The organism is Allofournierella sp., assembly GCF_017889395.1.
In the GTDB taxonomy this organism is placed as follows: domain Bacteria; phylum Bacillota; class Clostridia; order Oscillospirales; family Ruminococcaceae; genus Allofournierella.
Genome location: NZ_JAGHKE010000028.1, coordinates 1 through 23192, shown reverse-complemented (window position 1 = coordinate 23192; position 23192 = coordinate 1). Strand labels below are relative to the sequence as shown.

Sequence of the window (23192 nt, the reverse complement as noted above, 5' to 3'; positions counted from 1 at the left end):
GTGACCCGTGGGAGAATCGAACTCCCGTTTGCGGCGTGAGAGGCCGCCGTCTTGACCGCTTGACCAACGGGCCACATCTGACAGCTTCATCATTATACCCCGGGCCTCGCGGTTTGTCAACACATTTTCAAAACTTTTTTGAAGTTTTTTGAAATTTCTTTTTTCAGCCCCTCGCCCTTTTATATATTATACATTATAAGTCTGCCGCTCTTCCCTGCTGCGGCGGGCAGCACAAAGGCGGCGCCCGGTTGCCCCAGCGCCGCCATACACTCCAACATTTTTATTATAGCACCAAGCGCCAGCCATTTTCAATACAACAATTATACAAATAATGCATCATAAGTATATTCACCTTGTCAATATACACGGGGCTTTTTGTATGGTATATTATAGACACACCAAGGAACACAAAACCAAGGTCGAGAAACTCTAGGCAACCTGTTAAGGATAACAGGAAGAGCCGCAACGAGGTAAGAAAGGAGCGCAGGACCATCATGGTAATTGAAGAACCCGTTCAGTTTTGGCAGGATGGGACCTGCCGCTGAATCTCCGAAATCACTTTTTCACAGCAAGATGATTTCTTGAATGCCAAAGGCCAAGCTGGAACGCAGGATTCAAAAATGAATCAGAGGAACAATTGATCCGGTATTTCTTGGATCGATGGATCGGAAAAAACCGCAGATCGAACGTGAATGATTCAAAAAAGAATTTTCCGCCACAGCAAAAAACCGGAAGGCGACCACCAAAAAGGTTTTGGATTTTCGGAACAAGATTCAAATAGCGTGTAGATCCCATCCCTGCCCACAAGCAGTTTTTTATAAAAAAACCGAAAGTGGATTTGATCCCGATGGATCATACCAAAAACGGTAAATGCATCGTTTGATGTGAGGAATTGGTATTCAGCCTGGTATGGAGCAAGAGCGATGCGAGTGTTCTGAATCACTTCGCACCAAGGAAATAAAAGTTGAGTTTAGGTCTTGTCTGCAACCTCTTTTAAACCATGGAAGCCGAACAACCGTAACGGAACCACAAGACGCATTCGACCGAATCCATCCAAGTAAACGGCTTTGATCACCAGCAAACCAGAGCAATAAACGGTAGAAATCCTTTTTTGATATGTTTCTTTTCATCCGAATCAAACCAGAAGAGGCTTTGAGTCCAATGTACTAAGCAATATTTCGCGTACCATTTCAAGGCGCTTTGAAATTTGAATTCATCAAATCGTACGAAATGAGGATAACGCCAATGTGCTGAATGTTTGCCCGTAGACCACCACCAGGGATGCAGGCAATGTGAAGCGACAAAGCCTGCCGGTATATGGCAAAGGAACGTGAATCGATATGTATGACGAGAAAGTCGTATTGATGAAGCGTTTTAAATCCATCTAAATCGAGGGCAGACCAATGTACTGAATGACTTTCCGCGGGGTGCCGTGTCCGGCATCCCGCGGTTTTTTGTTGCATTTTGCCGGTCGTTTTCCCTGCCGCGCCGCGCGGCTTGTAATTGTATTAAGGATGCAAAGGTGCTATAATAAGAAAATTGCAGGCGTCGTTTTCCGCCTGCCAATCTGAGCAAAGGAGCGTGGAACCAGGCCATGCAGAACGAACATCCCGTTTTGGGTATTTTGGGTGGGCTCGGCCCCATGAGCACGGTATACTTTTACCAGATGCTCACCGAGCATACCCCTGCCCAGCGCGATCAGGATCATCTGGACATTGTGATCTCCAGCCGGGCCTCCACCCCGGACCGCACCGCCTACATTCTGGGCGAAAGCGAGAACGATCCCTTCGCCCAGATGGAGCGGGACGCGGAAATGCTGGTGAAGTACGGGGCCACCATCCTGGCCATTCCCTGCAACACCGCCCACTATTTCTACGACCGGCTGGCCCGCAGCCTGCCGGTGCCCATTCTGAACATGGTGCGCCTGACCGTACAGCACGCCAAGGCCCAGGGCTGCACCCGGCTGGGCATCCTGGCCACCAGCGGCACCGTGGGCAGCTGCACCTACCAGCGAATGTGCCGGGCCGAGGGCATCGATTTTGCCATCCCTTCCCTGCCCCGCCAGACCCAGCTGATGAACATCATCTACGACCAGATCAAAAAGGGCCAGCGGGCCGACATGAAGCTCTTCATGGAAATTGCCGACGAGCTGCGGGCCGCCGGCTGCGAAAAGGCGGTGCTGGGCTGCACCGAGCTTTCGCTCATCAAGCGGGACGAAGGGCTGGACAGCTTTTTCATCGACAGCACCGAGGTGCTGGCCGAGGAGACCCTGCTGGCCTGCGGCAAAACCCCCATCGGGTTTTAAGGCAACACCGCACACTTCACGCCCAAGGGCTCAGGCGGCGCATCGCGCCAAAATTTTCCGTGGAATTTTCCAAAAATGCTCGCCAATCCACCAAGGATTGGCTGTGCTTTTTGGTTCATTCCGCAAAAAATTTTCCGGCGCGCTCCACCACCTGGAATTATGCAGTATCGCCTTAAACACCAAAGACAAGACCGCCCCAGGCGGGATTGCCCGTAAATTCCGGGACCGTTCCATTCGCGGCCCCGTTATGAAAGGATAGAAGAAAATGAGCCAGAACAACACCTACTACATTACCACCCCCATCTACTACCCCAGCGACAAGCTGCACATCGGCCACAGCTACACCACCGTGGCCTGCGACGCGCTGGCCCGCTTCAAGCGGATGCAGGGCAAGGACGTGATGTTCCTCACCGGCACCGACGAGCACGGCCAGAAGATCCAGGACAAGGCCGCTGCCAAGGGCGTGACCCCCAAGCAGTACGTGGACGAGATCGTGGAGGGCAAAGGCGGCGTCAAGGACCTGTGGAAGCTGCTGGACATCAGCTACGACCGGTTCATCCGCACCACCGACGACTACCACATGGAGAGCTGCCAGAAGATCTTCCAGAAGCTGTATGACCAGGGCGACATCTACAAGAGCGTCTACAAGGGCCACTACTGCAAGCCCTGCGAGAGCTTCTGGACCGACAGCCAGCTGGTGGACGGCAAGTGCCCCGACTGCGGCCGCGAGGTATACGACGCGGAGGAGGAGGCTTACTTCTTCAAGACCAGCAAGTACGCCGACCGCCTGCTGAAGCTGTATGAGGAGAACCCCCAGTTCATCCAGCCCGAGAGCCGGAAAAACGAGATGATCTCCTTCATCAACCAGGGCCTGCAGGACACCTGCGTTTCCCGCACCACTGTGCCCTGGGGCATCCCCGTTCCCTTTGACACCAAGCACACCATGTACGTGTGGGTGGACGCGCTGAGCAACTACATCAGCGCACTGGGCTACGGCAACGAGAAGTACTCCGACTACGACAAGTTCTGGCCCGCCACCATCCACATGGTGGGTAAGGAGATCCTGCGCTTCCACACCATCCTGTGGCCCGCCATGCTGATGGCGCTGGACCTGCCCCTGCCCGGCCGCGTGTTCGGCCACGGCTGGCTGCTGCTGGACGGCGGCAAGATGAGCAAGTCCAAGGGCAACGTGGTGGACCCGGTTGTTCTGTGCGAGCGCTACGGCGTGGACGCCATCCGCTACTTCCTGCTGCGTGAGATCCCCTTCGGCAACGACGGCATCTTCTCCAACGAGGCGCTGATCAGCCGCATCAACTCCGACCTGGCCAACGACCTGGGCAACCTGCTCAGCCGCACCGTGGCCATGATCGAGAAATACTTCGGCGGCACCCTGCCCGCCCAGCGTCAGGCCGGCGACTTCGACCAGGACCTGATGGACACCGTGAACGCCATGCCCGCCAAGGTCACCGCCTGCATGGACGACCTGCTGATTCCCCAGGCTACTCAGGAGATCTTCAAGGCCATCCAGCGCGCCAACAAGTACATCGACGAGACCGCTCCCTGGGCTCTGGCCAAGGACGAGGCCAACAAGGACCGTCTGGCCATGGTGCTGTACAACCTGTGCGAGTCCCTGCGCATGAGCGCCATCCTGCTCACCCCCTTCCTGCCCAACACCACCGGCAAGATGGCCGAGCAGCTGGGCCTTTCCGAGAGCGAGCTGACCTTCGACGCGCTCACCTTCGGCGCCCGCACCGAGTACACCGTACACAAGGGCGAGGCCCTGTTCCCCCGCATCGACGCTGCCAAGGAGCTGGCTGAGCTGGCTGCCGAGCAGGAGGCCAAGCGCAAGGCCGCCGAGGAGGAAGCCGCCAAGGCTGCCGCCGCTCCCGCTGTGGACGAGGCTGCCGAGCCCATCGAGCATCTGCCCGAGATCTCCTTCGACGACTTCTGCAAGGTGGAGCTGCGTGTGGCCAAGGTGATCGCCTGCGAGAACCTGAAGGAGAGCAAGAAGCTGCTGAAGCTGAGCCTGTTCGACGGCGAGCGGGAGCGCACCATCCTCTCCGGCATTGCCAAGTGGTACAAGCCCGAGGACCTGATCGGCCGCAACGTGGGCGTTGTGGTGAACCTGGCTCCCCGGCCCATGCTGAAGGGCAAGTACGTGAGCGAGGGCATGGTCATGGCAGCCGACATGCCGGACGGCGGCGCTTCTGTTGTCTTCTTCCCGGACGACGTGAAGCCCGGCAGCGCCATCCACTGAGGAGAAACGCATGTACTCCATTTTTGACACCCACGCACACTACACCAGCCACCAGTTTGACGAGGATCGCCACACCCTGCTGGGCGAGCTGCCCGGCCGGGGTGTGGTGGGCGTGGTGGACTGCGGCACCGATTACGATACCAGCCGCGCCTGCCTGGCCCTGGCCGACCAGTACCCGTATCTTTATGCAGCACTGGGCATCCACCCGGAAAGCATCATCGAGGAGGATGCCTCCACCAACACCCGCTTCGGCGGCGACTGGGCGGCGGAGCTGGAGGCCATCCGGCCCCTCTTCGATCATCCCAAGGCGGTGGCCGTGGGCGAATGCGGGCTGGACTACCACTGGCCCATCCCCAAGGAGGCCCAGCTGGCCCTGTTCGAGGCCCATCTGAAGCTGGCACTGGAGCTGGACAAGCCCATCATCGTGCACGACCGGCAGGCTCACGCGGACGTATACGCCCTTTTGAAGCAGTATAAGCCCAAGGGTGTGGTGCACTGCTTTTCCGGCAGCGCCGAGGACGCGCTGATTTTGGCTGAGCAGGGCATGTACATCGGCTTTGGCGGAGCACTCACCTTCAAGGGAGCCAAGCGGGCGGTGAAGGCCGCGGCCGCGCTGCCTCTGGAGCGTATCCTGCTGGAGACCGACTGCCCCTACATGGCGCCGGAGCCCTGCCGGGGCAGGCGCTGTGATTCCGGGCTGATCGCCCACACCGGCGAATTTCTGGCCGAAGTCCGGGGCGTTGCACCGGATGTGATCTTCGCCGCTACCACCGAAAACGCCAAACGGCTGTTCGGCGTGTAACATACACCACCAAACAACCCAATTTCAGGAGGAACCAGAACTATGAAAGCTCGTATTCCCAAGCACCGTGAATTTTTGATCTCCTTCCCCGAGGATATGGATCAGGCCCGTCAGGACGAGGCCTGGGGCAAGCTGAACCAGATCCTGGAGGACTACAAAAAGGAGGGCAAGAGCGTTTACACCCCCACCTTCATCGAGGACTGCCAGGACAAGGTGGACGCCCTGAAGGCCGAGTACGGCTTCGATTACACCATCGAGCTGCGCTGAGCATCTGCCTGCTTTCGCCCCGACTCCCACAGGGAGCCGGGGCGTTTTTTTGCTGTTTTTCCTTCCGAAGTGAATTTTCTGTATCTTCTGCCGAATTTTATGCATTTTATGATTTGGCACTGGCGCCGGGGAACATTCCAGAGTACAATAGATACGAATCATGTTCAATTCGCCCGCCGGCACTCTGCTGCTCCCCGCCGGAGCGGGCATTTCACCGAGGAGGCATGTTATTTTGGAACAGCTGCGCAGCAAAAAAGGCTTTATCTGCGATATGGACGGTGTGATCTATCACGGCAACCGGCTTTTGCCCGGCGTGAAGGAATTCGTGGATTGGCTGTACCGGGAGAACAAGAACTTTTTGTTTCTGACCAATTCCAGCGATATTTCGCCCAAGGAGTACCAGCAGAAGCTGGCCCGCATGGGCCTGGATGTGGATCAGAGCCATTTTTACACCAGCGCTCTGGCCACCGCCAGCTTCATCCAGAGCCAGTCGCCTAACGGCAGCGCCTATGTGATCGGCGACCACGGACTGATGAACGCTTTGTATGACGCGGGCATCACCATCAACACCGTGGACCCGGAATTTGTAATCGTGGGCGAGACCCAAAACTACGGCTATGAGCACATTGTAAAGGCCATCAATTTTGTGAATCGGGGTGCCAAGCTGGTGGCCACCAACAGCGATCTGGTGGACCCGGCCGAGGATGGCGTGGTCCCCTCCTGCGGCAGTCTTGTGGCTCCCATTCAGGCCGCCACCGGCAAGACCCCCTATTTTGTGGGCAAGCCCAACCCTCTGATGATGCGCACCGGCCTGCGGCTGCTGGGCGTGCACTCGGAGGACACCGTGATCATCGGTGACCGGATGGACACCGACATGATCGCGGGCATCGAGTCCGGCATGGACACCGCGCTGGTGCTTTCCGGCGTGACCCGCCGGGAGGATCTGGAACAGTTCCCCTTCCGGCCCCGGCTGGTGCTCTCCGGCGTGGGCGACATCCCCACCCCGTAAGCACACGCAGCAACACAGAAAAAGCCCCGCATGGTTTTGCTCAAACCATGCGGGGCTTTTTTGCTTGTGGTGTAACGAGGGGGGCTCAGCCCTCTTCGGTGGTCTCGCCGTTCTCGTCGGTGGCGGCGGAATCCGCCTGCTGGCTGTCGCCGCCCTGCAGCAGGGCACTGTCGGCGTTGCCGGCAATGGCGCTGGTGGGGTCAAACTCCGGCCCCACCGCATCCTCGGTGGGCTGGGAGGCCGTGGTGGTGCTGCTGGCCGCCGGCTTCATCTCGCTGGTCTCCAGCGCGGTCAGGTACCAGGTGCGGCCGTTCTTCTCAAAGATATAATCCATATACTTGGTGGGCTCGCTGGGGGTGGACATGCTGTAGTCGCCGCTCAGCGCCGGGGTGGGCACATAGCCCACGGTGACCCGCAGCTTGCCGTCCTGCTTTTTCAGCTGCTCCACCTTGGGGGTGTACAGACCCATCTGGCTGGTGACCGGGATCAGGTAACCCTGCTGCTCCTCCAGATAGATGTAGCTCATGTCCACGCCGTCAAAGCTGCCGTGGGTGATCTTGTAGTCCGGGCCGTAGAGGGCGGCGATCGCCGCGTCCACATCCACCGCGGGCATGATGAGGGCATCGGTGTCCGGGTCACGCTGGTAGTTGTCCAGCCCGGTGCTGCTCTGCTGGGCGGTGTACAGCGCCGACCAGATCGCGCTTTCCTTCACCAGGGCGGCGGTGGAATCGTCCATCTGGTCCAGGCTGGGGAAAGGCAGCGGGTCAAACATCACAAGGGTCTGCAGCCGGGCTTCATATTCCAGCTTTTTGTCGGTATCGTCGAACAGGGCGGCAACGCCGCTCACTGCCGCAGCCAGCACGTTGAACGCGCCGATCAGAATCAGCAGGCAGAGCCCCGCTCCCAGCAGCTGCCGGAACCGACGGCGTTTGTTGCGCTCGTGTTCTTCTTTGGTAATGGAATTTGCCATAATCGCTCTCCTTCCTTTGGGTGCGGGCGGTCAGCGAACCTGCCCGTTTCCCCGGATGATGTACTTGTAGCTCACCAGCTCGGCCAGGCCCATGGGACCGCGGGCGTGCAGCTTCTGGGTGGAGATGCCCATCTCGCAGCCCAGGCCGAACTCGCCGCCGTCGGTGAAGCGGGTGGATGCGTTCACATATACGGCCGCGCTGTCCACCCCTGCAGTGAAGGCCGCGGCAGCGGCTTCATCGCCGGTCACGATGGATTCGCTGTGGCCGGTGGAATGGGCCTCGATGTGGCGGATGGCCTCCTGCACATCCTCCACCACTGCCACCGCCAGTGTGTAGGCCAGGAACTCGGTGTCGAAGTCCGCCTCGCCCGCCGGGGTGCCGGGAATGAGCGCTGCGGCGGCTTTATCCAGCCGAAGCTCCACCGGCTCCAGGCCCTTTGCCTGCCGCTCGTCCACCAGCCGCTGGCGCAGCCGGGGCAGAAACGCGGGGGCAATGTCCCTGTGTACCAGGCAGACCTCGGCGGCGTTGCACACCGAGGGGCGGCTGGTCTTGGCGTTCTCCACAATATTCAAAGCCATGTCCAGGTCGGCGGCCTTGTCCACATAGATGTGGCAGATACCGGTGCCGGTCTGAATGCAGGGCACGGTGGCGTTTTCCACACAGGCCCGGATCAGGCCCGCGCCGCCCCGGGGGATCAAAAGATCCACAAGACCGGAGGCCTTCATCAGCTCGGTGGCGCTGGCACGGCTGGTATCCTGCACCAGACTCACCAGCTCGGCGGGCAGCCCCACACTCCGCAGGCCCGCCCGCAGCGCCTCCACAATGGCGTTGTTGGACCGGAAGGCCTCCTTGCCGCCCCGAAGCACGCAGGCGCTGCCGCTTTTCAGGGCCAGGGCCGCTGCATCGCTGGTCACATTGGGCCGGCTTTCGTAGATGATGGCGATCACGCCCATGGGCACGGTGACCTTTTGCAGCACCAGACCATTGGGACGTGTTTCCTCGCTGAGCGTCCGGCCCACCGGGTCCGGCAGGACGGCTGCTTCCCGGATGCCCCGGGCCATGCCCGCCACCCGTTCCTCGGTGAGGCGCAGCCGGTCCAGCATCACATCCGGCACGGTGCCCCGGGCATTTTCCAGGTCCGCCTCGTTGGCCTTCAGGATGGCGGCGCACTGGTCCTCCAGCGCGTCGGCCATGGCCAGCAGGGCCTGGTTCTTCTGCTGGGCCGAAGCCAGCATCAGCGCATTCTTCGCCCCGCGCGCGGCGCGGACGATCTCCAGCGTGGTCATTGGTTATGCCTCCTTCCGGGCAAGGAACCGGGTGCCCACCGGGGCGCCCTCAAAGATATCATACAGCACCGCCGGGGCCGCGCCGTTGGCGATGACCATTTCCACTCCGGCCTCGGTGGCGATGTGCGCCGCCCGCAGCTTGGTGGTCATGCCGCCGGTGCCCAGGCTGGAGCCCTTGCCGCCGCCCAGAGCGTCGATCTCGGGGGTAAGCTCTTCCACCACGCTCAGCAGCTTTGCATTCGGGTCCTTGTGGGGGTCGGCGGTGAACAGGCCGTCGATGTCGCTGAGCAGCACCAGCAGGTCCGCCTTCACGCTGCGGGCCAGAATTGCCGCCAGGGTGTCATTGTCGCCCAGGGCGATCTCGGTGGTGGACACGGTGTCGTTCTCGTTCACGATGGGCAGCGCCCCCAGCTCCAGCAGGCGGCTCAGCGTGTTTTTCAGGTTCACGCTGCGCTCCGGGTGCTCCACATCCTCGCCGGTGATGAGGATCTGGCCCACGGTGTGGTTGTATTCGGTGAACAGCTTGTCGTAGGTATACATCAGCTCGCACTGGCCCACCGAGGCCGCGGCCTGCTTGGTGGGCATATCCGCCGGGCGGTCGGGCAGGCTCAGCTTGCCCACGCCCATGCCGATGGCTCCGCTGGACACCAGGATGATCTCGTGCCCGGCGTTTTTCAGATCGCTGAGCACCTTGCACAGCTCCTCGATGTGGCGGATGTTCAGCCGGCCGGTGGAATGGGCCAGCGTGGAGGTACCCACCTTGACTACTGCTTTCATTGTGTTTCTCCTTTGGGCAGCGCGACGCGCCGCATAACATACTGATACAAAATAGAGTATACCATAAAGCCGCCTTAAAAACAAACGACATGCAGTGGACATTCTGTGAAAAAATGGTATGATAAAAGATAGTTTATTCCATTCCAGCGGCAGCGCAATGCTGCCGTAAAAGCGAGGTTTGCAAAGATGTATCGTTTTACCAATGATTACAGCGAGGGCGCTCACCCCCGCATTCTGGAGGCCATGGTCCGCACCAACCTGGAGGGCAACTTCGGCTACTCCACCGACCCTCATTCCAAGCACGCCCATGAGCTGATCCGCGCCGCTATCGGTCGGCCGGACGCGGACGTGCACATTCTGGTGGGCGGCACCCAGACCAACGCCACCTGCCTGTGCGCCTTCCTGCGGCCCCACGAGGCGGCCATCGCCGCCGCCAGCGGCCACATCTGCGTGCACGAGACCGGCGCCATTGAGGCCACCGGCCACAAGTGCATCGCCATGCCCGCCGCACCGGGCGGCAAGCTGACCCCGGACGCGGTGCGCGCCGCGGTGGCCGCCCATCCGGACGAGCACATGGTGAAGCCCAAGCTGGTCTACGTGAGCAACACCACCGAGACCGGCGGCGTGTACACCACCGCCGAGCTGGAGGCACTGCGGGCCGTGTGCGACGAGCTGGGCCTGTATCTCTATCTGGACGGCGCCCGTCTTTCCAGCGCACTGGCCGCTGGCGGCGCTTCCCTGACCGATCTGGGCCGTCTGTGCGATGCCTTCTACATCGGCGGCACCAAGAACGGCGCACTGTTCGGTGAGGCGGTGTGCATCCTGAACCCGGCCCTGAAGCCGGATTTCCGCTACATCATCAAGCAGCACGGCGGCATGCTGGCCAAGGGCTGGCTGCTGGGCATCCAGTTCGAGGAGCTGTTCTGCGATGGGCTGTATTTTGAGGTAGGCGAGCACGCCAACGGCCTTGCCATGAAGCTGAAGGAGGGCATTTCCGCCCTGGGCTATGCCTTTGGGTCGGACAGCCCCTCCAACCAGCAGTTCCCCGTTCTGCCCAACCGGGTGCTGGACCAGCTGAAGAACGACTTCCACTGGGAGGTCACCTCCCGGCCGGACGCGGACCACACCGAGATCCGTCTGGTGACCAGCTGGGCCACCAAGCCCGAGGCGGTGGAGGCCTTCCTCACCGCTCTGGCAAACGCAAAGGAGTAAGCGCCATGGAACAACTGGATCTGAACCAGCTGCGCGGTCGTATCGACGAGGTGGACAGCCAGCTCACCGCGCTGTTTTTGCAGCGGATGGAGATCGTGGAGCAGGTGGCCCGCTACAAGCTGGAGCGGGGCATGCAGGTGCTGCAGCCCGAGCGGGAGCAGGCGGTGATCGACCGGGCCGCAGCCCGCGCCCCCGAGGCCATGCAGGGCTACACCGGGGATTTTTTCCGGGCGGTGATGGCGGTTTCCCGCGCCATGCAGCAGGAGATCATCGACCGCAGCAAGGCCGAAGAATAACGCTTCGCAGCAGAACAAAAAAAAACGCTGTACCCCCAAAAACCGGGGTACAGCGTTTTTTGTTATGCGTTGTTATGCGTTCAGGAACTCAGCTCAGGCTGGCCACGAACCGCAGGAAGGCCGCACGGCCCTCCTCGTCCCGCTTGTAAACGCCTGCGTGCTCCAGCACCTTGGAGAAGACCATGCCGGTCTCCTTCTGCACCACCGGCCAGGCCTCGCCCTTGGCGAAGGCGCCATGACGGCGGCGGATGTCCTCGGCCCACTCAGCGTGCTTGGCGGTGCGCTCGTCGGCGGTCAGGTCGGCGCCGCTCTCCAGCATCTCTGCCACCAGAGCCAGCTCCTCCTTCAGGCGGGCGGGCAGCACGGCGCGGCCCATTACCTCGATCAGGCCGATGTTCTCCTTCTTGATGTGATGCAGCTCGGCATGGGGATGGTACACACCCAGAGGATACTTCTCGGTGGTGATGTTGTTGCGCAGCACCAGATCCATCTCGTAGTCCGCGCCGCGGCGGCGGGCGATGGGAGTGATGGTGTTGTGGGGCACGCCGTCGGTCTCAGCGAAGACAAAGGCGGCCTCATCGGTGTAGCCGCGCCAGGCAGCCAGAATCTTCTCGGCCAGCTGGGCGATGCGCTCCTTGTCCGGGCCGGTGAGACGCAGCACCGACATGGGCCACTTCACGATGCCGGTCTTCACATCCTCAAAGCCGGCAAAGGTGACCTCCTGCTCCACGGGAGCGGCCTCCATGGGGAACAGGCAGCGGCCGCCCTGGAAGTGCTCGTGGGCCAGAATGGAGCCGCCCACGATGGGCAGGTCCGCGTTGGAGCCCACAAAGTAGTGGGGGAACCGGGTCACGATGTCCAGCAGCTTGTCGAAGCAGCTGCGGTCGATCTTCATGGGCACATGGGCCGCGTTCAGCGCGATGCAGTGCTCGTTGTAGTACACATAGGGGGAGTACTGCAGCATCCACTGTTCCCCGCATACGGTCATGGGGATCATCCGGTGGTTGCCGCGGGCGGGATGGTCCATCCGGCCTGCGTAGCCCTCGTTCTCCACGCAGAGCTGGCACTTGGGGTAGCCGCTCTGGGGCATGGACTTTGCCAGCGCGATGGCCTTGGGGTCCTTTTCCGGCTTGGACAGGTTGATGGTGATGTCCAGCGCGCCGTACTCGGTGTCGGTGGTCCAGTGCAGGTCCTTGGCAATCCGGTCGGTGCGGATGTAGTTGGTGTCCTGGGAGAAGCGATAGTACCAGTCGGTGGCCTGCTCCGGGCTTGCGGCGTACTTCTCCTCAAAGGTGCGGATCACCTGGCTGGGCCGGGGGGTGAGCACCGCCATCAGGGCGGTGTCCAGAATATCCCGCTGGGTGATGGACTCGCCGTCGATCACGCCGCGGCTGGCCGCGTCGTCCAGCAGGGTGTTCAGGATCTGGGCCAGAGGCACATCCTTCACCGGCTCGGCCTCCTCCAGGGTGTCCAGCCGCAGAGCGGCCAGAATCCCGTTGGTTGCCCATACCTTCTCACAAGGCTCGATCAGTTGTTTTTCCAGCCCATACTCCACCAGGCTGGCAATTGCCTGTTCCACTGTCATTTTCGCTCATTCCTCCTCGCTGCTCATTACCATGCAGCCGCCCTCCGGCCGCACCGATACCGCGTGGCATGCGCCCTCGCCCAGAACGGCTTCCAGAGAAGACACAAAGCTCTGCTCCAGATCCTGGGGAACGAAGGCCTGAATGGTGCCCGCGAAGCCGCCGCCGTGCACGCGCACAGCGCCCCGGCCGCCCAGGGCCTTTTCGGCCAGCGCCAGCGACAGGGTCACCGCCTGCTGAGCGGGCGCAGCCACAGACCAGATGTTCTGCAGCAGCTCGGAAGAGGAACGTCCGGAAGCGCGAACCAGAGCCAGGAAGCCCTCCATGTCGCCCTCGTCCAGAGCCTTGGCCTGAGCCTGGGCGCGGCTGTTCTCGGCGAAGAAGTGCATGGCGCGCAGCACTGCCCGGTCGCCCAGCTTCTCGCGCACTGCGGGAATGGCGGCGTAGAACTCGGCCTCGTCCACCTCACGCAGGACCTTCTGGCCGAAGAAGGCGGCCACGGCACCCATCTCCTGGGTGATGCCCGCGTAGTCGTCGGTCAGGTCCGCATGGCAGGAGCGGGTGTCGATGATGTACAGCTGGTAGCCGGAGCGGGCCAGGTCGTAGTCCACCTTGCGGATCACCGGCTGGCTGGGATCGTTGAAATCGATGGCCACCACGCCGCCGATGGAGCTGGCTGCCTGGTCCATCAGGCCGCAGGGCTTGCCGAAGTACTCCCGCTCGGCGTACTGGCCGATCTGGGCCAGCTTCACCGCGTCCAGCTTGCCGTCGCAGCTGAACCGATTGAACACGTTGCCCACCAGAATCTCGTAAGCCGCAGAGGAGGACAGGCCGGAGCCGCCGGGAACGGTGCTGCTCACATAGGCGCAGAAGCCCTTGAGGGCAAAGCCCTCCCTGGCCACACCGGCGGCCACGCCGCGGATCAGGGCGGCGGAGGTGTTGACCTCCTCGGAATGGATGCTCAGATCGTTCAGATCGATGGTCAGAGCGGGGTAGCCCTCGCTGACCACCTTCACCACGCTGTCATTGGTGGGCACCACGCAGGCCAGAATGTCCATGTTCACGCTGCCGCACAGCACGCAGCCGTGCTGATGGTCGGTGTGGTTGCCGCCGATCTCGGTGCGGCCGGGGCCGCTGAACACCGCGGCGCCGGTGCAATCCATGCCGGGGAAGGCCTTTTCAAAGCCCTCGATCACATGGCTCACCTTGGCGCGGGCTGCTTCCAGCTCCTCGGCGGTATCGTGAAATACGTACAGACGGCGCAGGCGCTCGTCGTACTTGCCCTGGCTTACTGCCTGCAAAAATTTTTCCATGTTCTGCATCTTCGTTTCTCCTCCTGTAATCGTAACGCTCATGCCAGAGGGGCAAAGCGGTATTGGATCTGATGTTCCCAGCGTTTGCCCTTCGGCAGCTCAATGGAAGGGAACCGGGAATGGTTGGGCGCATCCGGGATGAACTGGCATTCCAGCGCCGCCGCACTGCGCGCCACCGGCTTCAGGAAGTTGGCGGTGTACAGATGGATGCCCGGCAGGGTGGCGCTTACCTGCAGCGAAATTCCATTGGCGGGGCACTCCAGACGGCACATGGGCCGCAGGCCCTTGCCCGGCACCAGGAAGGTGTGGTCGAAGCCGCTGGCCGCCGCCAGCTGGGGATGATCCTGCTCCCAGCGCTCGCCCAGAGCCGCAGGGGCGGCGAAGTCGAAGGGGGTGCCGGCGGTGGGGATCAGCTGACCGGTGGGGATGGAACCCTCGCCGATCTCGGCAAAGCAGTCCGCCGGGGTGCTGAACAGCTGACCGGCCACGCTGGTGCTGCCCTCCCCTTCCAGATTCCAGTAGCCGTGATGGGTCATGGACAGGATGGTATCGTCCAGCGCCAGTGCGTCAAAGCGCAAAGTCAGCGCGCCGTCCTCCTCAAACAGATAGGTGGCGCTCACCTCCACCGCGCCGGGATAGCCCTCTTCGCCATCCTCGGACCGGCGGAAAAACCGCACGCCCCGGTTTTTGGGCAGCATCTGCACATCCCACACATAGCGGTCAAAGCCCTTGATGCCGCCGTGCAGATGGTTTCCGTTCTGGTTGCAGGGCAGCTGGTACTCCCGGCCGTTCAGCACAAAACGGCCCTTTGCGATGCGCCCGGCGCAGCGGCCCACCACGGCGCCCAGATAGGCATCGCCCGCCTCGTATTCCTCCAGCGTCTCGTAGCCTCTGGCAACCTGAACCGGGCCGTTGGCTGTGGGCACCCAGACCGCCCGCAGAATCGCGCCGTAGTTCAGAACTTCCGCCACAATGCCGCTGTCATGCTCCATGCGAACACACTGCACCGCCTCACCGCTTTTGGTGGTGCCAAACTCTCTCGTTGTGATTTTCATGCAACAAAAGTCCTTTCTTTGTCCAATTTTACGAACAGATTTTCCTGCTTAAATTATAACGAATTGTTTTTTGGATTCCTATATCCTTTTTGAAAATCGATACAAAATTCCATGGAATGGGCGAATCGTTCAAACCCCGGCACGGCCTGCCTCCAGCTCCCTCAGGGTCACCCGCTGGTAGGGCAGCCAGATGTATTGGCCATCGGTCAGCTCCAGGCTGGCCGCCGGGTCCTCGCCGTTTTCCAGCGTCAGCGCCAGGTCCAGCATGCTCCGGGCGATGCCCGCCGCGTCGTTGCGCACCGTGCCGCAGAGGGTACCCTCCCGCACCGCCTCCAGCGCCGGGGCGGTGGCGTCCACACCCACCACCACCGGCATTTCTTCTTCGGTCAGGCCCAGGTCCTGGCAGGCGTCGATGGCCCCCAGGGCCATATCGTCGTTGTTGGAGATCACCACCTCGATGGCGCTGCCGAACTGCTCCAGCCAGCTGCTCATCCGGGCAGAGGCCTGGCTGCGGTCCCAGTTGGCGGTGTCGCCCGCCAGCTTCTCCACCGTCACGCCCGCACCGGTGAGGGTCTGCACCGCGTACTCGGTGCGCAGCATGGCATCCTGATGGCCGGGCTCGCCCTCCAGCATCACATATTGCATCACCCCGTCGCCGTTTTTGTCCACCGGCGGGTCGCCGTTGAGCCAGCGGTCCAGCAGGATCTGCCCCTGCAGCACGCCGGATTCCTCCGCCTTGGCACCCACGTAATACACCTTTTCCCAGCGGTGCAGGTCCTCGGCCACCGGCTCCCGGTTGAAGAAGATCACCGGGATGTCCGCCTCCTTGGCCTTGTCGATCAGCTGGGCGGTGCTGGTGCGGTCCACGATGTTCACACACAGCACGTCGTAATCCAGCGCGATGAGCCGGTCGATCTGCTCGGTCTGGGTGAGCTGGGAGCCCCGGCCGTCCACCACATTCAGATTGATCTTGATGTTCTCGGTGCTTTCCCGGGCCTGGGCCAGCTTTTCCAGCTCCTTCACCAGTGTGCTGATGAAGGTGTCGGACTGCAGATACACCGCCACGCCCACCCGCAGGGTACGTGGCTGAGCCGCCCGGGTGCTGCCGCAGGCTGCCAGCAGCGCCGCCGCCAGCAGCAGGCTCAGCCCCTTAAGGCAGCACCGCATAATTCCAGGTGGTGGAGCGTGCCGGAAAAATTTTTTGCGAGATGAACCAAAAAGCGCAGCCAATCCTTTGTGGATTGGCGAGCATTTTTGGAAAATATCGCGGAAATTTTTGGCGCGATACGCCGCCTGAGCCTCGGGGCGTGAATTATGCGGTGTTGCCTTACGAAAAAACCGGGTAGAGCAGCTTTTGATGATCCTTGTCATAGGTTTCTCCTTCCTTCACCAGGGTCACGGGCAGGGTCTGGCTTTCCACCGGTTCGCCCCGGGCAGCTGCCGCCGCCTGGCTCACCGCCAGGTAGCCCGCCGCGTAATCGCTCCAGGCGACCGCCGCCGCAATGCCGCCGTTTTCCAGCGAGGCCACCACCGAGGCGGATACCCCCGCCCCGTACACCAGCGGCCGGTCTTCCCGCTGAGCCGCCAGCGCGGCGGCCTGCTCCAGACGCACCGGCTCGAAGCAGAGCACCGCGGCGGCACCCTCCAGCGCTTCCGCCATGAGTTCATCGCAGACCTCAGGCGCAAAGCCCGCCGCCTCCAGCTCAGCTTTTGCACTCTCCAGCCGCCGGGCCGGGCCCGCGCAGCCGGGGAAGGCATTGACCAGCAGCACCCGGCCGGAGGTCGGGCAGCTTGCGGCCACCTGCCGGGCCAGCATCCGGCCCACTGCTTCGTCGTCGGTGCCCACAAAGGCCCGGGCGCCCTCCGCCCGGGATTCCAGCGTGACCACCGGCAGGCCCTGCCAGCTGTCCAGCAGCTGCTCCAGCGCCGCGCAGTCCGCCGGGATGACCACCGCCGCGTCCACATCCATGTCCGCCTGACGGCGCAGCAGCTCCACCTGACTGATGCCGCCGCCCTCTGCCTCTACCGTCAGAAAGCGCAGCTCGGCACCCAGGTCCTCGGCAGCCTGCTCCATGCCCTGCCGGGCGGTGGAAAAGACCCCGCTGTCGCCCTGGCGCAGCAGGATGGAGATCTCCACCCGTCCCGGGCCGGGCGGGCTGAGCAGCGATTCGGGGATCATCAGACTCACCACCATGGCAGCGGCCAGCAGGCCCAGCACGATCATCTGCCAGGCCCGGTATCCTTTCTGCTTCATCGCCCTGCCTCCTTCCCTGTGCCCTCCTCCGGCTGGGTCAGCACCGGAAGATGGATGCGGGCGGTGGTGCCCTCATCCGGCTCGCTGTGGAACTCCAGCCCGTACCCGGGCCCGTAGGCCAGCTGAATGCGCCGGTGCACGTTGCGCACCCCGATGCCCGAGCCCTTGGCGGGCAACGGGCGGCTCTCGTCCAGCAGGCTGGCCGCCACCTCCGGCGGCATGCCCAGACCGTTGTCGGTCACATCGATGTAGATGTCCTCCCCTTCCCGCCACAGGCGCACGGTGATGCGGCCGTCGTCGTCCTCGGCGGCCATGCCGTGATAGATGGCGTTTTCCAGAAGGGGCTGGATGATCAGCTTCAGGCAGTAAAGGCCGGCGGTGTCGGTTTCCCGGATAATTTCAAAGGTGAATTTGTTCTTGTAGCGGATGCGCTGGATGGTCATGTAGTAGCCCGCGTGGTCCAGCTCGCTGTCCAGCGGGATGACCCGCTTGCCCCGGCTCAGCGAGATGCGGAACAGCCGCCCCAGCGCCGTGACCATGCGGATGGAATCCTCGTAGCGGCCGCTTTCGGTGAGCCAGATCACCGAGTCCAGCGTGTTATACAGAAAATGGGGGTTGATCTGGGACTGCAGCACCTCCAGCTCGCTGCGGCGCTTGTCCTCCTCCTGCTGGATCACATCGTCCATCAGATGCCGCATGGTGGACACCATGGACCGGATGGAGTGCTCCAGCCGGCGCACCTCGTAGCAGCCCTCCTCGGGCACCTGGGGCATCTCGCCGCCCCGGCCGGTCTGGCGCACCGCCTGCTCCAAGCGGCGGATGGGCTCGGCGATGTGGGCGGAGAGCCGCCCGTTCACGAACACCAACAGGAAGATGGAAAAGAGCAGCACAGAAGCCGCAAACAGCACGAACTGGGCGGTGGTCACCGCCAGACCCTGCACCGGCACCACGCCCACCAGCTTCCAGCCGGTATAGCCCACGGTTTTCACCGTCACCTGCCGCCGCTCCCCCTGAAAGTTTTCCCAGTGGGTGCCGTCGCTGAGGGCGGCGGCCTCCAGGTTGTTCTCCTGGGCAAGGCCCGCGTAGATCAGCTGCTGGCGGGGATGGTAGATCAGCTCGCCGTTTGCGTCCACGATGTAAAGGTAGCCGTCCATACCGATGCTGGCATTGCGGCAGATCTGCTCCACCCCGGAAAAGCTCATGTCCACCAGAAGCACGCCGCTCTCGCTGGCGCCGCCTCGGGTCAATTCCACCTGACGGCTCAGCGAGATCACCCAATGGTAGCTGCCGTCCGCGGTCTGGAACAGATTCTGCACGTGAGGGGTGGAAAAGTGCACGTTCTCGATCTGGCCCAGAGCGGTGGAAAACCATTCCTGCCCCGCCGGGTCGGCACTGGCCTTCAGCTCGGAAAGCGGGGCCGCCGTGACCAGCTGACCTTTGGAGTCAAACACCGCGATGGAAACCAGCGAGTCCCGGTTTTCCTCATACAGCAGCGACAGGCTCTGGGTGGGAAGGCCCTCGGCCAGATCGGCGTTTTTCAAAAGCCGGTAATACACCGTGTCCGACACCCGCATGATCCGGCGCAGGTGGTTGTCCAGCGAGAGGTTCACCTGAGCCAGCACCTGCTGGCTGGCCTGCGCCTGCATCTTCTGGTTCACCGCCGAATACCGCAGGGTGATGGAAAGACCGATGAACAGCGCGCCCGCCACCGCCACCGCCGTGAAGGTGAGCGAGATGACCCGCTGGATGCTCATTCGTTCATAGGAGCGGGAGAACCGGCCCCGCAGCTCCCGAAGCGCCCGAAGCAGCATAGGCTGCCCCCCTTTTCGTTGAAATTACTGCCCCTGCTGGCCCGCGGCCCGGTATTTGGAGGGGCTGGTGCCGAAGTACCGCTTGAACACGTAGCTGAAATAGTTCGGGTCCAGATAACCGGTCTGTTCGGCGATCAGATAGGTCTTTTCCTCGCTGGCGCGCAGCCGCTCGGCGGCGGCCTCCATGCGCACCTTGGTCACATAGGCGGTGAAGCTCATGCCGGTCTCCCGCTTGAACATGGTGGAGAAATAGGCCGGGGAAAGATGCAGATGATCGCAGAGCATCTCCACCGAGAGGTCGCTGTTGGAAAAGTTCTCGGCGATGAATTCCCGGGCCTTGTCCACCGTGCGGGCAGCGGCGTAGCTGCGCTGGCGGCGCAGCAGCTCCTGCAGGTGCAGGCAGCGCTCCTCCACCCAGCTGCCCAGCTGCTCCGGGCCGCTAAAATCCGAGATGCGCACCGCGCCGGTGAAGCCCGGGCCGAACACCTCCTCCTGGGGGATCTCCGCCTCCCGGGCCAGCCGCATCAGGCAGACCACCAGCTCCAGAAAGAAGCACTGCATCTGGCTCATGGAGCTGTCGCTCTTTGCCTGGCTCAGCCAGCCCTGGGTGAACCGGCGCACCTTTTCCGGGGTACCCAGCTTCACCGCATTCACCAGCTGGCGCTCGGCCGCCGCGTCGAAGGGCAGCGCCGCCGCGCCCCGGGGCTCCAGATCCCCGATGTACAGGGTTCTCCCCGGCCCCAGAATGGACCGGTAGTCCAGCGCGCTTTTGGCCCCCTGAACCGACGCGGCCAGCTGGCCCGGCGTCTCCACCGCCAGGCCCACGCCCACAGTGAGCCGCAGCCCCAGCAGGGTCTCGGCCAGAGCGCGCACCCGCTCCAGCTCCCGCAGCAGGTCATACACCGCGGCCTCGCCCTCAAAGGCGGCGATCACCGCCAGGTCATCGTCGTACAGACACCAGTGCAGCTGGCAGCCGGGCAGCTCGGTATTTTCCACAAAGAAATTCTGCAGCGACAGCAGGATCAGCTCGTCCGGGTCGTCGCCCAGATTGCTCACATGCACCCGGGCCGCCGCCCAGCTTTTGCCGGAAATCTCGATCTCATAGCGGGCGGCACGCTCCATGATCTGGCCGGGCTTCAGCTGACCGCCCAGCAGCCGGGTGTAGAACAGCCCGCGCAGCACCGGCAGGTTTTCCTCGTAGCTGCGGCGCAGCTTTTCCATGTCCTGACGGCGCACCCGCTCCTCGTCCATATCCCGCTTCAGGCGCACCAGCACATCGCTCAGCTCCACCGAGGTGATGGGCTTGAGCAGGTATTCAAACACATTCATGCCGATGGCCTGCCGGGCATAGTCGAACTCGTCGAAGCCGGAAAAGATCACCAGCCGCACCGCGGGCAGCTGCTGCTTCAGGCGGCGGCAGAGGGTGAGGCCGTCCATAAAGGGCATTTTGATGTCGGTGAGCACCACGTCCGGCCGCAGCTGCTCGGCCAGCTCCAATGCGTCCTGGCCGTTGGCGGCCTCCCCGGCCAGCACAAAGCCCATCGCCGCCCAGTCGATGCGGCGGCGGATGCCCGCCCGCAGCTCTTCCTCGTCATCCACCAAAAGGATGCGGTATCCGTCCATTTTCTTTCCTCCAGAGATTGTTTCTCTTGCTCAGGGCGTCACCCGAAATTGTGCGGTGCCGCCTTAGAACAGTATATCATATTTGGCAGGATCTGGCTGCCCTTCCATTATAAACGGAAAAAGGGCGGCCGCCCGTTTTACCGGACAGCCGCCCCTTTCCTGCCGGGTCGGAGCGGCCCGGCGGTGTGTGCACAAAAGGATTATTTCTTGACCAGATATTTCCGCATATCCAGCGCGCAGGCGAACAGGATGATGCCGCCCTTGATGGCGTACTGCAGGTTCTGGTCCATGCCCACCAGCGGCAGAGCCACGAAGATCAGGCGCAGCATGATAACGCCGATCACGATGCCGCTGATCTTACCGATGCCGCCTACGAAGGATACGCCGCCGATGACGCAGGCCGCGATGGCGTCCAGCTCGTAGTTCACGCCGGTGTTGGCAGTGTTGGAAGCGATACGGGCGGACTCAACAAAGCCGGCCCAGCCGTACATGGCGCCCGCCAGGGCGAACACGGCGATGGTGGTGGCGAATACGTTTACGCCGGAAACGCGGGCAGCCTCTTCGTTGGCGCCCAGAGCGAACATGTTCTTACCGAAGGTGGTCTTGTTCCAGATGAACCACATGAGGATGGTGAGCAGCACCGCGTAGATCACGTAGTTGGGGATCTGGATGTTGCCGAAGCTCAGCAGCGGGGGGTTGCCCACAACGAAGTTGCGGTACTCGGCGGACAGACCGGAGATGGCCATGCCCTTGTTGTTGCCCTGCTGGACGTACAGCAGCAGGATGGTGTAGAGGATCAGCTGGGTAGCCAGGGTAACGATGAAGGGATGCAGCTTGAACTTGGCCACGAAGAAGCCGTTGAAGGCGCCGATGGCCGCACCGATGGCCACAACGATCAGGATGACCAGGGGGATGGGCAGGGTGCCGATGTTGGGCCACATCTTATTGGCCGCGTCGGTGGCCTGCAGCAGGGAGGCCGCCACACAGGCGGTGATGCCTACCGCACGGCCGGCGGACAGGTCGGTACCGGTGAGCACGATGCATCCGGCGATGCCCAGCGCAACGGGCAGATAAGCCGCCGTCAGAGACAGCAGGTTGATCAGCGAGTTGGGAGCCAGGAAGGAAGGCTGGGTCACGGCCACGTATGCGGCCACCAGCAGCATGATGATGATGAGGGCGTTGTTCAACAGCGCGTTGCCCACCTGCTTGGGGGTGATGGACTTTGTTTTCAGCGCAAGTTCCTTGGTGGAATTACTCATGGGTCGGTTCCTCCTCTTTACACATACTTGGCAGCCAGGGTCAGGATCTCTTCCTGAGTGGTGGTGCGGGCGTCCACCTCACCGGCTACCTGCCCGCCGGACATGACCAGAATCCGGTCGCACACGCCCAGAAGTTCGGGCATTTCCGACGAGACCATGATAACGCCCTTGCCCTCGTTGGCAAGATCGATGATCAGCTGATAGATCTCGTATTTCGCGCCCACGTCGATGCCGCGGGTGGGCTCGTCCAGCAGCAGGATCTCGGGCTTGGTGAGCAGCCACCGGCCCAGAATGACCTTCTGCTGGTTGCCGCCGGACAGCGAGCGGATCTGCGTGTGCTGGCTGGGGGTCTTGATGTGCATCGCCTGGATGGCCCAGTCGGTGTTGTCCTTCATCTTTTTGTCGTTTAAGTAGAAGCCGCCCACAAGATAATCCTTCAGGCTGGAGATCACGGTGTTTTCCTTGATGTCCCGGATGCCGAAGATACCGGTGGCCCGCCGCTCCTCGGTGAGCAGCGCGAAGCCGTTTTTGATGGCCTCCTTGGGGGTACGGTTGCGGATGGGCTTGCCGTGCAGGGTGATGGTGCCGCCCTCACGGGTCATGGCGCCGAACAGGTTCTCCAGCACCTCGGTGCGGCCGGAGCCGTCCAGACCGGCGATGCCCAGGATCTCGCCCTTGCGCAGCTGGAAGGTGGCGTCCTTCAGGCGGGTGTATTTGCCCGAAATGTGCTGCACATCCAGGATCACGTCGCCGGGCTTGTTGGTCTTCTCAGGGAAGCGGTTGGTCAGCTCGCGGCCCACCATCAGGCGGATGATCTCGTCCATGGTCAGCTCCTTGGCGGGGCGGGTCGCCACCCACTGACCATCCCGCATGATGGTCACGTCGTCGCTGATGCGCAGGATCTCCTCCATCTTATGGGAGATATAAATGATGCCGCAGCCCTTGTCCCGCAGCATGTTGATGATGCGGAACAGATGCTCCACTTCCGTTTCGGTCAGCGAAGAGGTGGGCTCGTCGAACACGATGATCTTGGAGTTGTAGGAAACCGCCTTGGCGATCTCCACCATCTGCCGCTGGGAAACCGGCAGGGTGGACATGATGGCCTTGGGGTT

At 62.1% G+C, this 23192-nt stretch carries 19 protein-coding genes and 1 tRNA gene; 7 read left to right on the top strand and 13 right to left on the bottom strand.

Going from position 1 to position 23192, the window contains the following annotated elements; all coding sequences use genetic code 11:
* Position 1 precedes the first annotated feature (1 nt).
* Positions 2 to 73: transfer RNA gene (locus tag J7G73_RS05060), tRNA-Glu, on the bottom strand.
* Between the two features lie 1521 nt (positions 74 to 1594).
* On the opposite strand from J7G73_RS05060, the gene J7G73_RS05055 reads away from it, so the two are divergent.
* From J7G73_RS05055 to J7G73_RS05035, 5 genes are all read left to right on the top strand, one after another.
* Positions 1595 to 2305: an amino acid racemase gene (locus tag J7G73_RS05055; RefSeq protein WP_291245475.1), complete on the top strand. Its 711-nt coding sequence runs from the start codon at positions 1595 to 1597 to the stop codon at positions 2303 to 2305.
* Between the two features lie 265 nt (positions 2306 to 2570).
* Entirely contained in the window at positions 2571 to 4562 is a 1992-nt protein-coding gene (metG, locus tag J7G73_RS05050; protein ID WP_087292887.1) for a methionine--tRNA ligase, read from the top strand.
* 10 nt (positions 4563 to 4572) lie between these two features.
* Positions 4573 to 5364, top strand: a complete 792-nt coding sequence (locus tag J7G73_RS05045) for a TatD family hydrolase (RefSeq protein ID WP_087292890.1) — start codon at positions 4573 to 4575, stop codon at positions 5362 to 5364.
* Positions 5365 to 5406: 42 nt separating this feature from the next.
* A complete protein-coding gene (locus J7G73_RS05040) occupies positions 5407 to 5631 on the top strand; it encodes a hypothetical protein (protein WP_058963870.1) in 225 nt (74 codons plus the stop codon).
* Positions 5632 to 5863: 232 nt separating this feature from the next.
* The gene (locus tag J7G73_RS05035; protein WP_247643378.1) at positions 5864 to 6640 is read left to right on the top strand and encodes an HAD-IIA family hydrolase; all 777 of its coding nucleotides are present in this window, start codon (positions 5864 to 5866) and stop codon (positions 6638 to 6640) included.
* A gap of 85 nt (positions 6641 to 6725) precedes the next feature.
* Here J7G73_RS05035 and J7G73_RS05030 read toward each other — a convergent pair whose 3' ends face one another.
* The 3 genes from J7G73_RS05030 to proB are packed head-to-tail and all read right to left on the bottom strand — an operon-like array spanning position 6726 to position 9674.
* The gene (locus J7G73_RS05030; protein WP_087292896.1) at positions 6726 to 7610 is read right to left on the bottom strand and encodes a hypothetical protein; all 885 of its coding nucleotides are present in this window, start codon (positions 7608 to 7610) and stop codon (positions 6726 to 6728) included.
* A 30-nt stretch (positions 7611 to 7640) separates the two neighbouring features.
* Positions 7641 to 8897: a glutamate-5-semialdehyde dehydrogenase gene (locus tag J7G73_RS05025; RefSeq protein ID WP_291245474.1), complete on the bottom strand. Its 1257-nt coding sequence runs from the start codon at positions 8895 to 8897 to the stop codon at positions 7641 to 7643.
* A gap of 3 nt (positions 8898 to 8900) precedes the next feature.
* A complete protein-coding gene (proB, locus tag J7G73_RS05020) occupies positions 8901 to 9674 on the bottom strand; it encodes a glutamate 5-kinase (RefSeq protein ID WP_291245473.1) in 774 nt (257 codons plus the stop codon).
* Positions 9675 to 9860: 186 nt separating this feature from the next.
* Here proB and J7G73_RS05015 point away from each other — a divergent pair, with 186 nt between their 5' ends.
* Entirely contained in the window at positions 9861 to 10886 is a 1026-nt protein-coding gene (locus J7G73_RS05015; protein ID WP_291245472.1) for an aminotransferase class I/II-fold pyridoxal phosphate-dependent enzyme, read from the top strand.
* Between the two features lie 5 nt (positions 10887 to 10891).
* Positions 10892 to 11182 carry a chorismate mutase gene (locus tag J7G73_RS05010; protein WP_087292908.1) on the top strand — a complete coding sequence of 97 codons (291 nt, stop codon included), beginning with the start codon at positions 10892 to 10894 and terminating at the stop codon, positions 11180 to 11182.
* A gap of 88 nt (positions 11183 to 11270) precedes the next feature.
* Here J7G73_RS05010 and galT read toward each other — a convergent pair whose 3' ends face one another.
* From galT to J7G73_RS04965, 9 genes are all read right to left on the bottom strand, one after another.
* Entirely contained in the window at positions 11271 to 12767 is a 1497-nt protein-coding gene (galT, locus tag J7G73_RS05005; RefSeq protein WP_291245471.1) for a UDP-glucose--hexose-1-phosphate uridylyltransferase, read from the bottom strand.
* A gap of 6 nt (positions 12768 to 12773) precedes the next feature.
* On the bottom strand, positions 12774 to 14087 hold the full coding sequence (locus J7G73_RS05000) for a galactokinase family protein (RefSeq protein WP_291245470.1): 1314 nt from the start codon (positions 14085 to 14087) through the stop codon (positions 12774 to 12776).
* Between the two features lie 29 nt (positions 14088 to 14116).
* Positions 14117 to 15133, bottom strand: coding sequence for an aldose epimerase family protein (locus J7G73_RS04995; RefSeq protein ID WP_087292914.1), 1017 nt, complete (start codon positions 15131 to 15133; stop codon positions 14117 to 14119).
* Positions 15134 to 15262: 129 nt separating this feature from the next.
* Complete coding sequence (locus J7G73_RS04990) at positions 15263 to 16300, bottom strand: galactose ABC transporter substrate-binding protein (RefSeq protein WP_291245469.1); 1038 nt, start codon at positions 16298 to 16300, stop codon at positions 15263 to 15265.
* Positions 16301 to 16460: 160 nt separating this feature from the next.
* The gene (locus J7G73_RS04985) at positions 16461 to 17387 is read right to left on the bottom strand and encodes a substrate-binding domain-containing protein (RefSeq protein WP_291245468.1); all 927 of its coding nucleotides are present in this window, start codon (positions 17385 to 17387) and stop codon (positions 16461 to 16463) included.
* A complete protein-coding gene (locus J7G73_RS04980; RefSeq protein WP_291245467.1) occupies positions 17384 to 19198 on the bottom strand; it encodes a sensor histidine kinase in 1815 nt (604 codons plus the stop codon). Before J7G73_RS04980 ends, J7G73_RS04985 begins: the two co-directional genes overlap by 4 nt.
* Before the next feature lie 24 nt (positions 19199 to 19222).
* Complete coding sequence (locus tag J7G73_RS04975) at positions 19223 to 20821, bottom strand: response regulator (protein ID WP_291245466.1); 1599 nt, start codon at positions 20819 to 20821, stop codon at positions 19223 to 19225.
* Positions 20822 to 21021: 200 nt separating this feature from the next.
* Positions 21022 to 22080, bottom strand: coding sequence for a hypothetical protein (locus tag J7G73_RS04970; protein WP_058963882.1), 1059 nt, complete (start codon positions 22078 to 22080; stop codon positions 21022 to 21024).
* Positions 22081 to 22097: 17 nt separating this feature from the next.
* The coding region (locus J7G73_RS04965) for a sugar ABC transporter ATP-binding protein (protein WP_291245465.1) at positions 22098 to 23192 on the bottom strand (1095 nt) is incomplete at its 5' end.

What these genes read in the sequence shown, in the direction of transcription:
- J7G73_RS05055 (WP_291245475.1), top strand. Translation starts at nt 1,595, where the DNA reads ATGCAGAACGAACATCCCGTTTTGGGTATTTTGGGTGGGCTCGGCCCC.
- metG (WP_087292887.1), top strand. Translation starts at nt 2,571, where the DNA reads ATGAGCCAGAACAACACCTACTACATTACCACCCCCATCTACTACCCC.
- J7G73_RS05045 (WP_087292890.1), top strand. Translation starts at nt 4,573, where the DNA reads ATGTACTCCATTTTTGACACCCACGCACACTACACCAGCCACCAGTTT.
- J7G73_RS05040 (WP_058963870.1), top strand. Translation starts at nt 5,407, where the DNA reads ATGAAAGCTCGTATTCCCAAGCACCGTGAATTTTTGATCTCCTTCCCC.
- J7G73_RS05030 (WP_087292896.1), bottom strand. Translation starts at nt 7,610, where the DNA reads ATGGCAAATTCCATTACCAAAGAAGAACACGAGCGCAACAAACGCCGT.
- J7G73_RS05025 (WP_291245474.1), bottom strand. Translation starts at nt 8,897, where the DNA reads ATGACCACGCTGGAGATCGTCCGCGCCGCGCGCGGGGCGAAGAATGCG.
- proB (WP_291245473.1), bottom strand. Translation starts at nt 9,674, where the DNA reads ATGAAAGCAGTAGTCAAGGTGGGTACCTCCACGCTGGCCCATTCCACC.
- J7G73_RS05015 (WP_291245472.1), top strand. Translation starts at nt 9,861, where the DNA reads ATGTATCGTTTTACCAATGATTACAGCGAGGGCGCTCACCCCCGCATT.
- J7G73_RS05010 (WP_087292908.1), top strand. Translation starts at nt 10,892, where the DNA reads ATGGAACAACTGGATCTGAACCAGCTGCGCGGTCGTATCGACGAGGTG.
- galT (WP_291245471.1), bottom strand. Translation starts at nt 12,767, where the DNA reads ATGACAGTGGAACAGGCAATTGCCAGCCTGGTGGAGTATGGGCTGGAA.
- J7G73_RS05000 (WP_291245470.1), bottom strand. Translation starts at nt 14,087, where the DNA reads ATGCAGAACATGGAAAAATTTTTGCAGGCAGTAAGCCAGGGCAAGTAC.
- J7G73_RS04995 (WP_087292914.1), bottom strand. Translation starts at nt 15,133, where the DNA reads ATGAAAATCACAACGAGAGAGTTTGGCACCACCAAAAGCGGTGAGGCG.
- J7G73_RS04990 (WP_291245469.1), bottom strand. Translation starts at nt 16,300, where the DNA reads ATGCGGTGCTGCCTTAAGGGGCTGAGCCTGCTGCTGGCGGCGGCGCTG.
- J7G73_RS04985 (WP_291245468.1), bottom strand. Translation starts at nt 17,387, where the DNA reads ATGAAGCAGAAAGGATACCGGGCCTGGCAGATGATCGTGCTGGGCCTG.
- J7G73_RS04980 (WP_291245467.1), bottom strand. Translation starts at nt 19,198, where the DNA reads ATGCTGCTTCGGGCGCTTCGGGAGCTGCGGGGCCGGTTCTCCCGCTCC.
- J7G73_RS04975 (WP_291245466.1), bottom strand. Translation starts at nt 20,821, where the DNA reads ATGGACGGATACCGCATCCTTTTGGTGGATGACGAGGAAGAGCTGCGG.
- J7G73_RS04970 (WP_058963882.1), bottom strand. Translation starts at nt 22,080, where the DNA reads ATGAGTAATTCCACCAAGGAACTTGCGCTGAAAACAAAGTCCATCACC.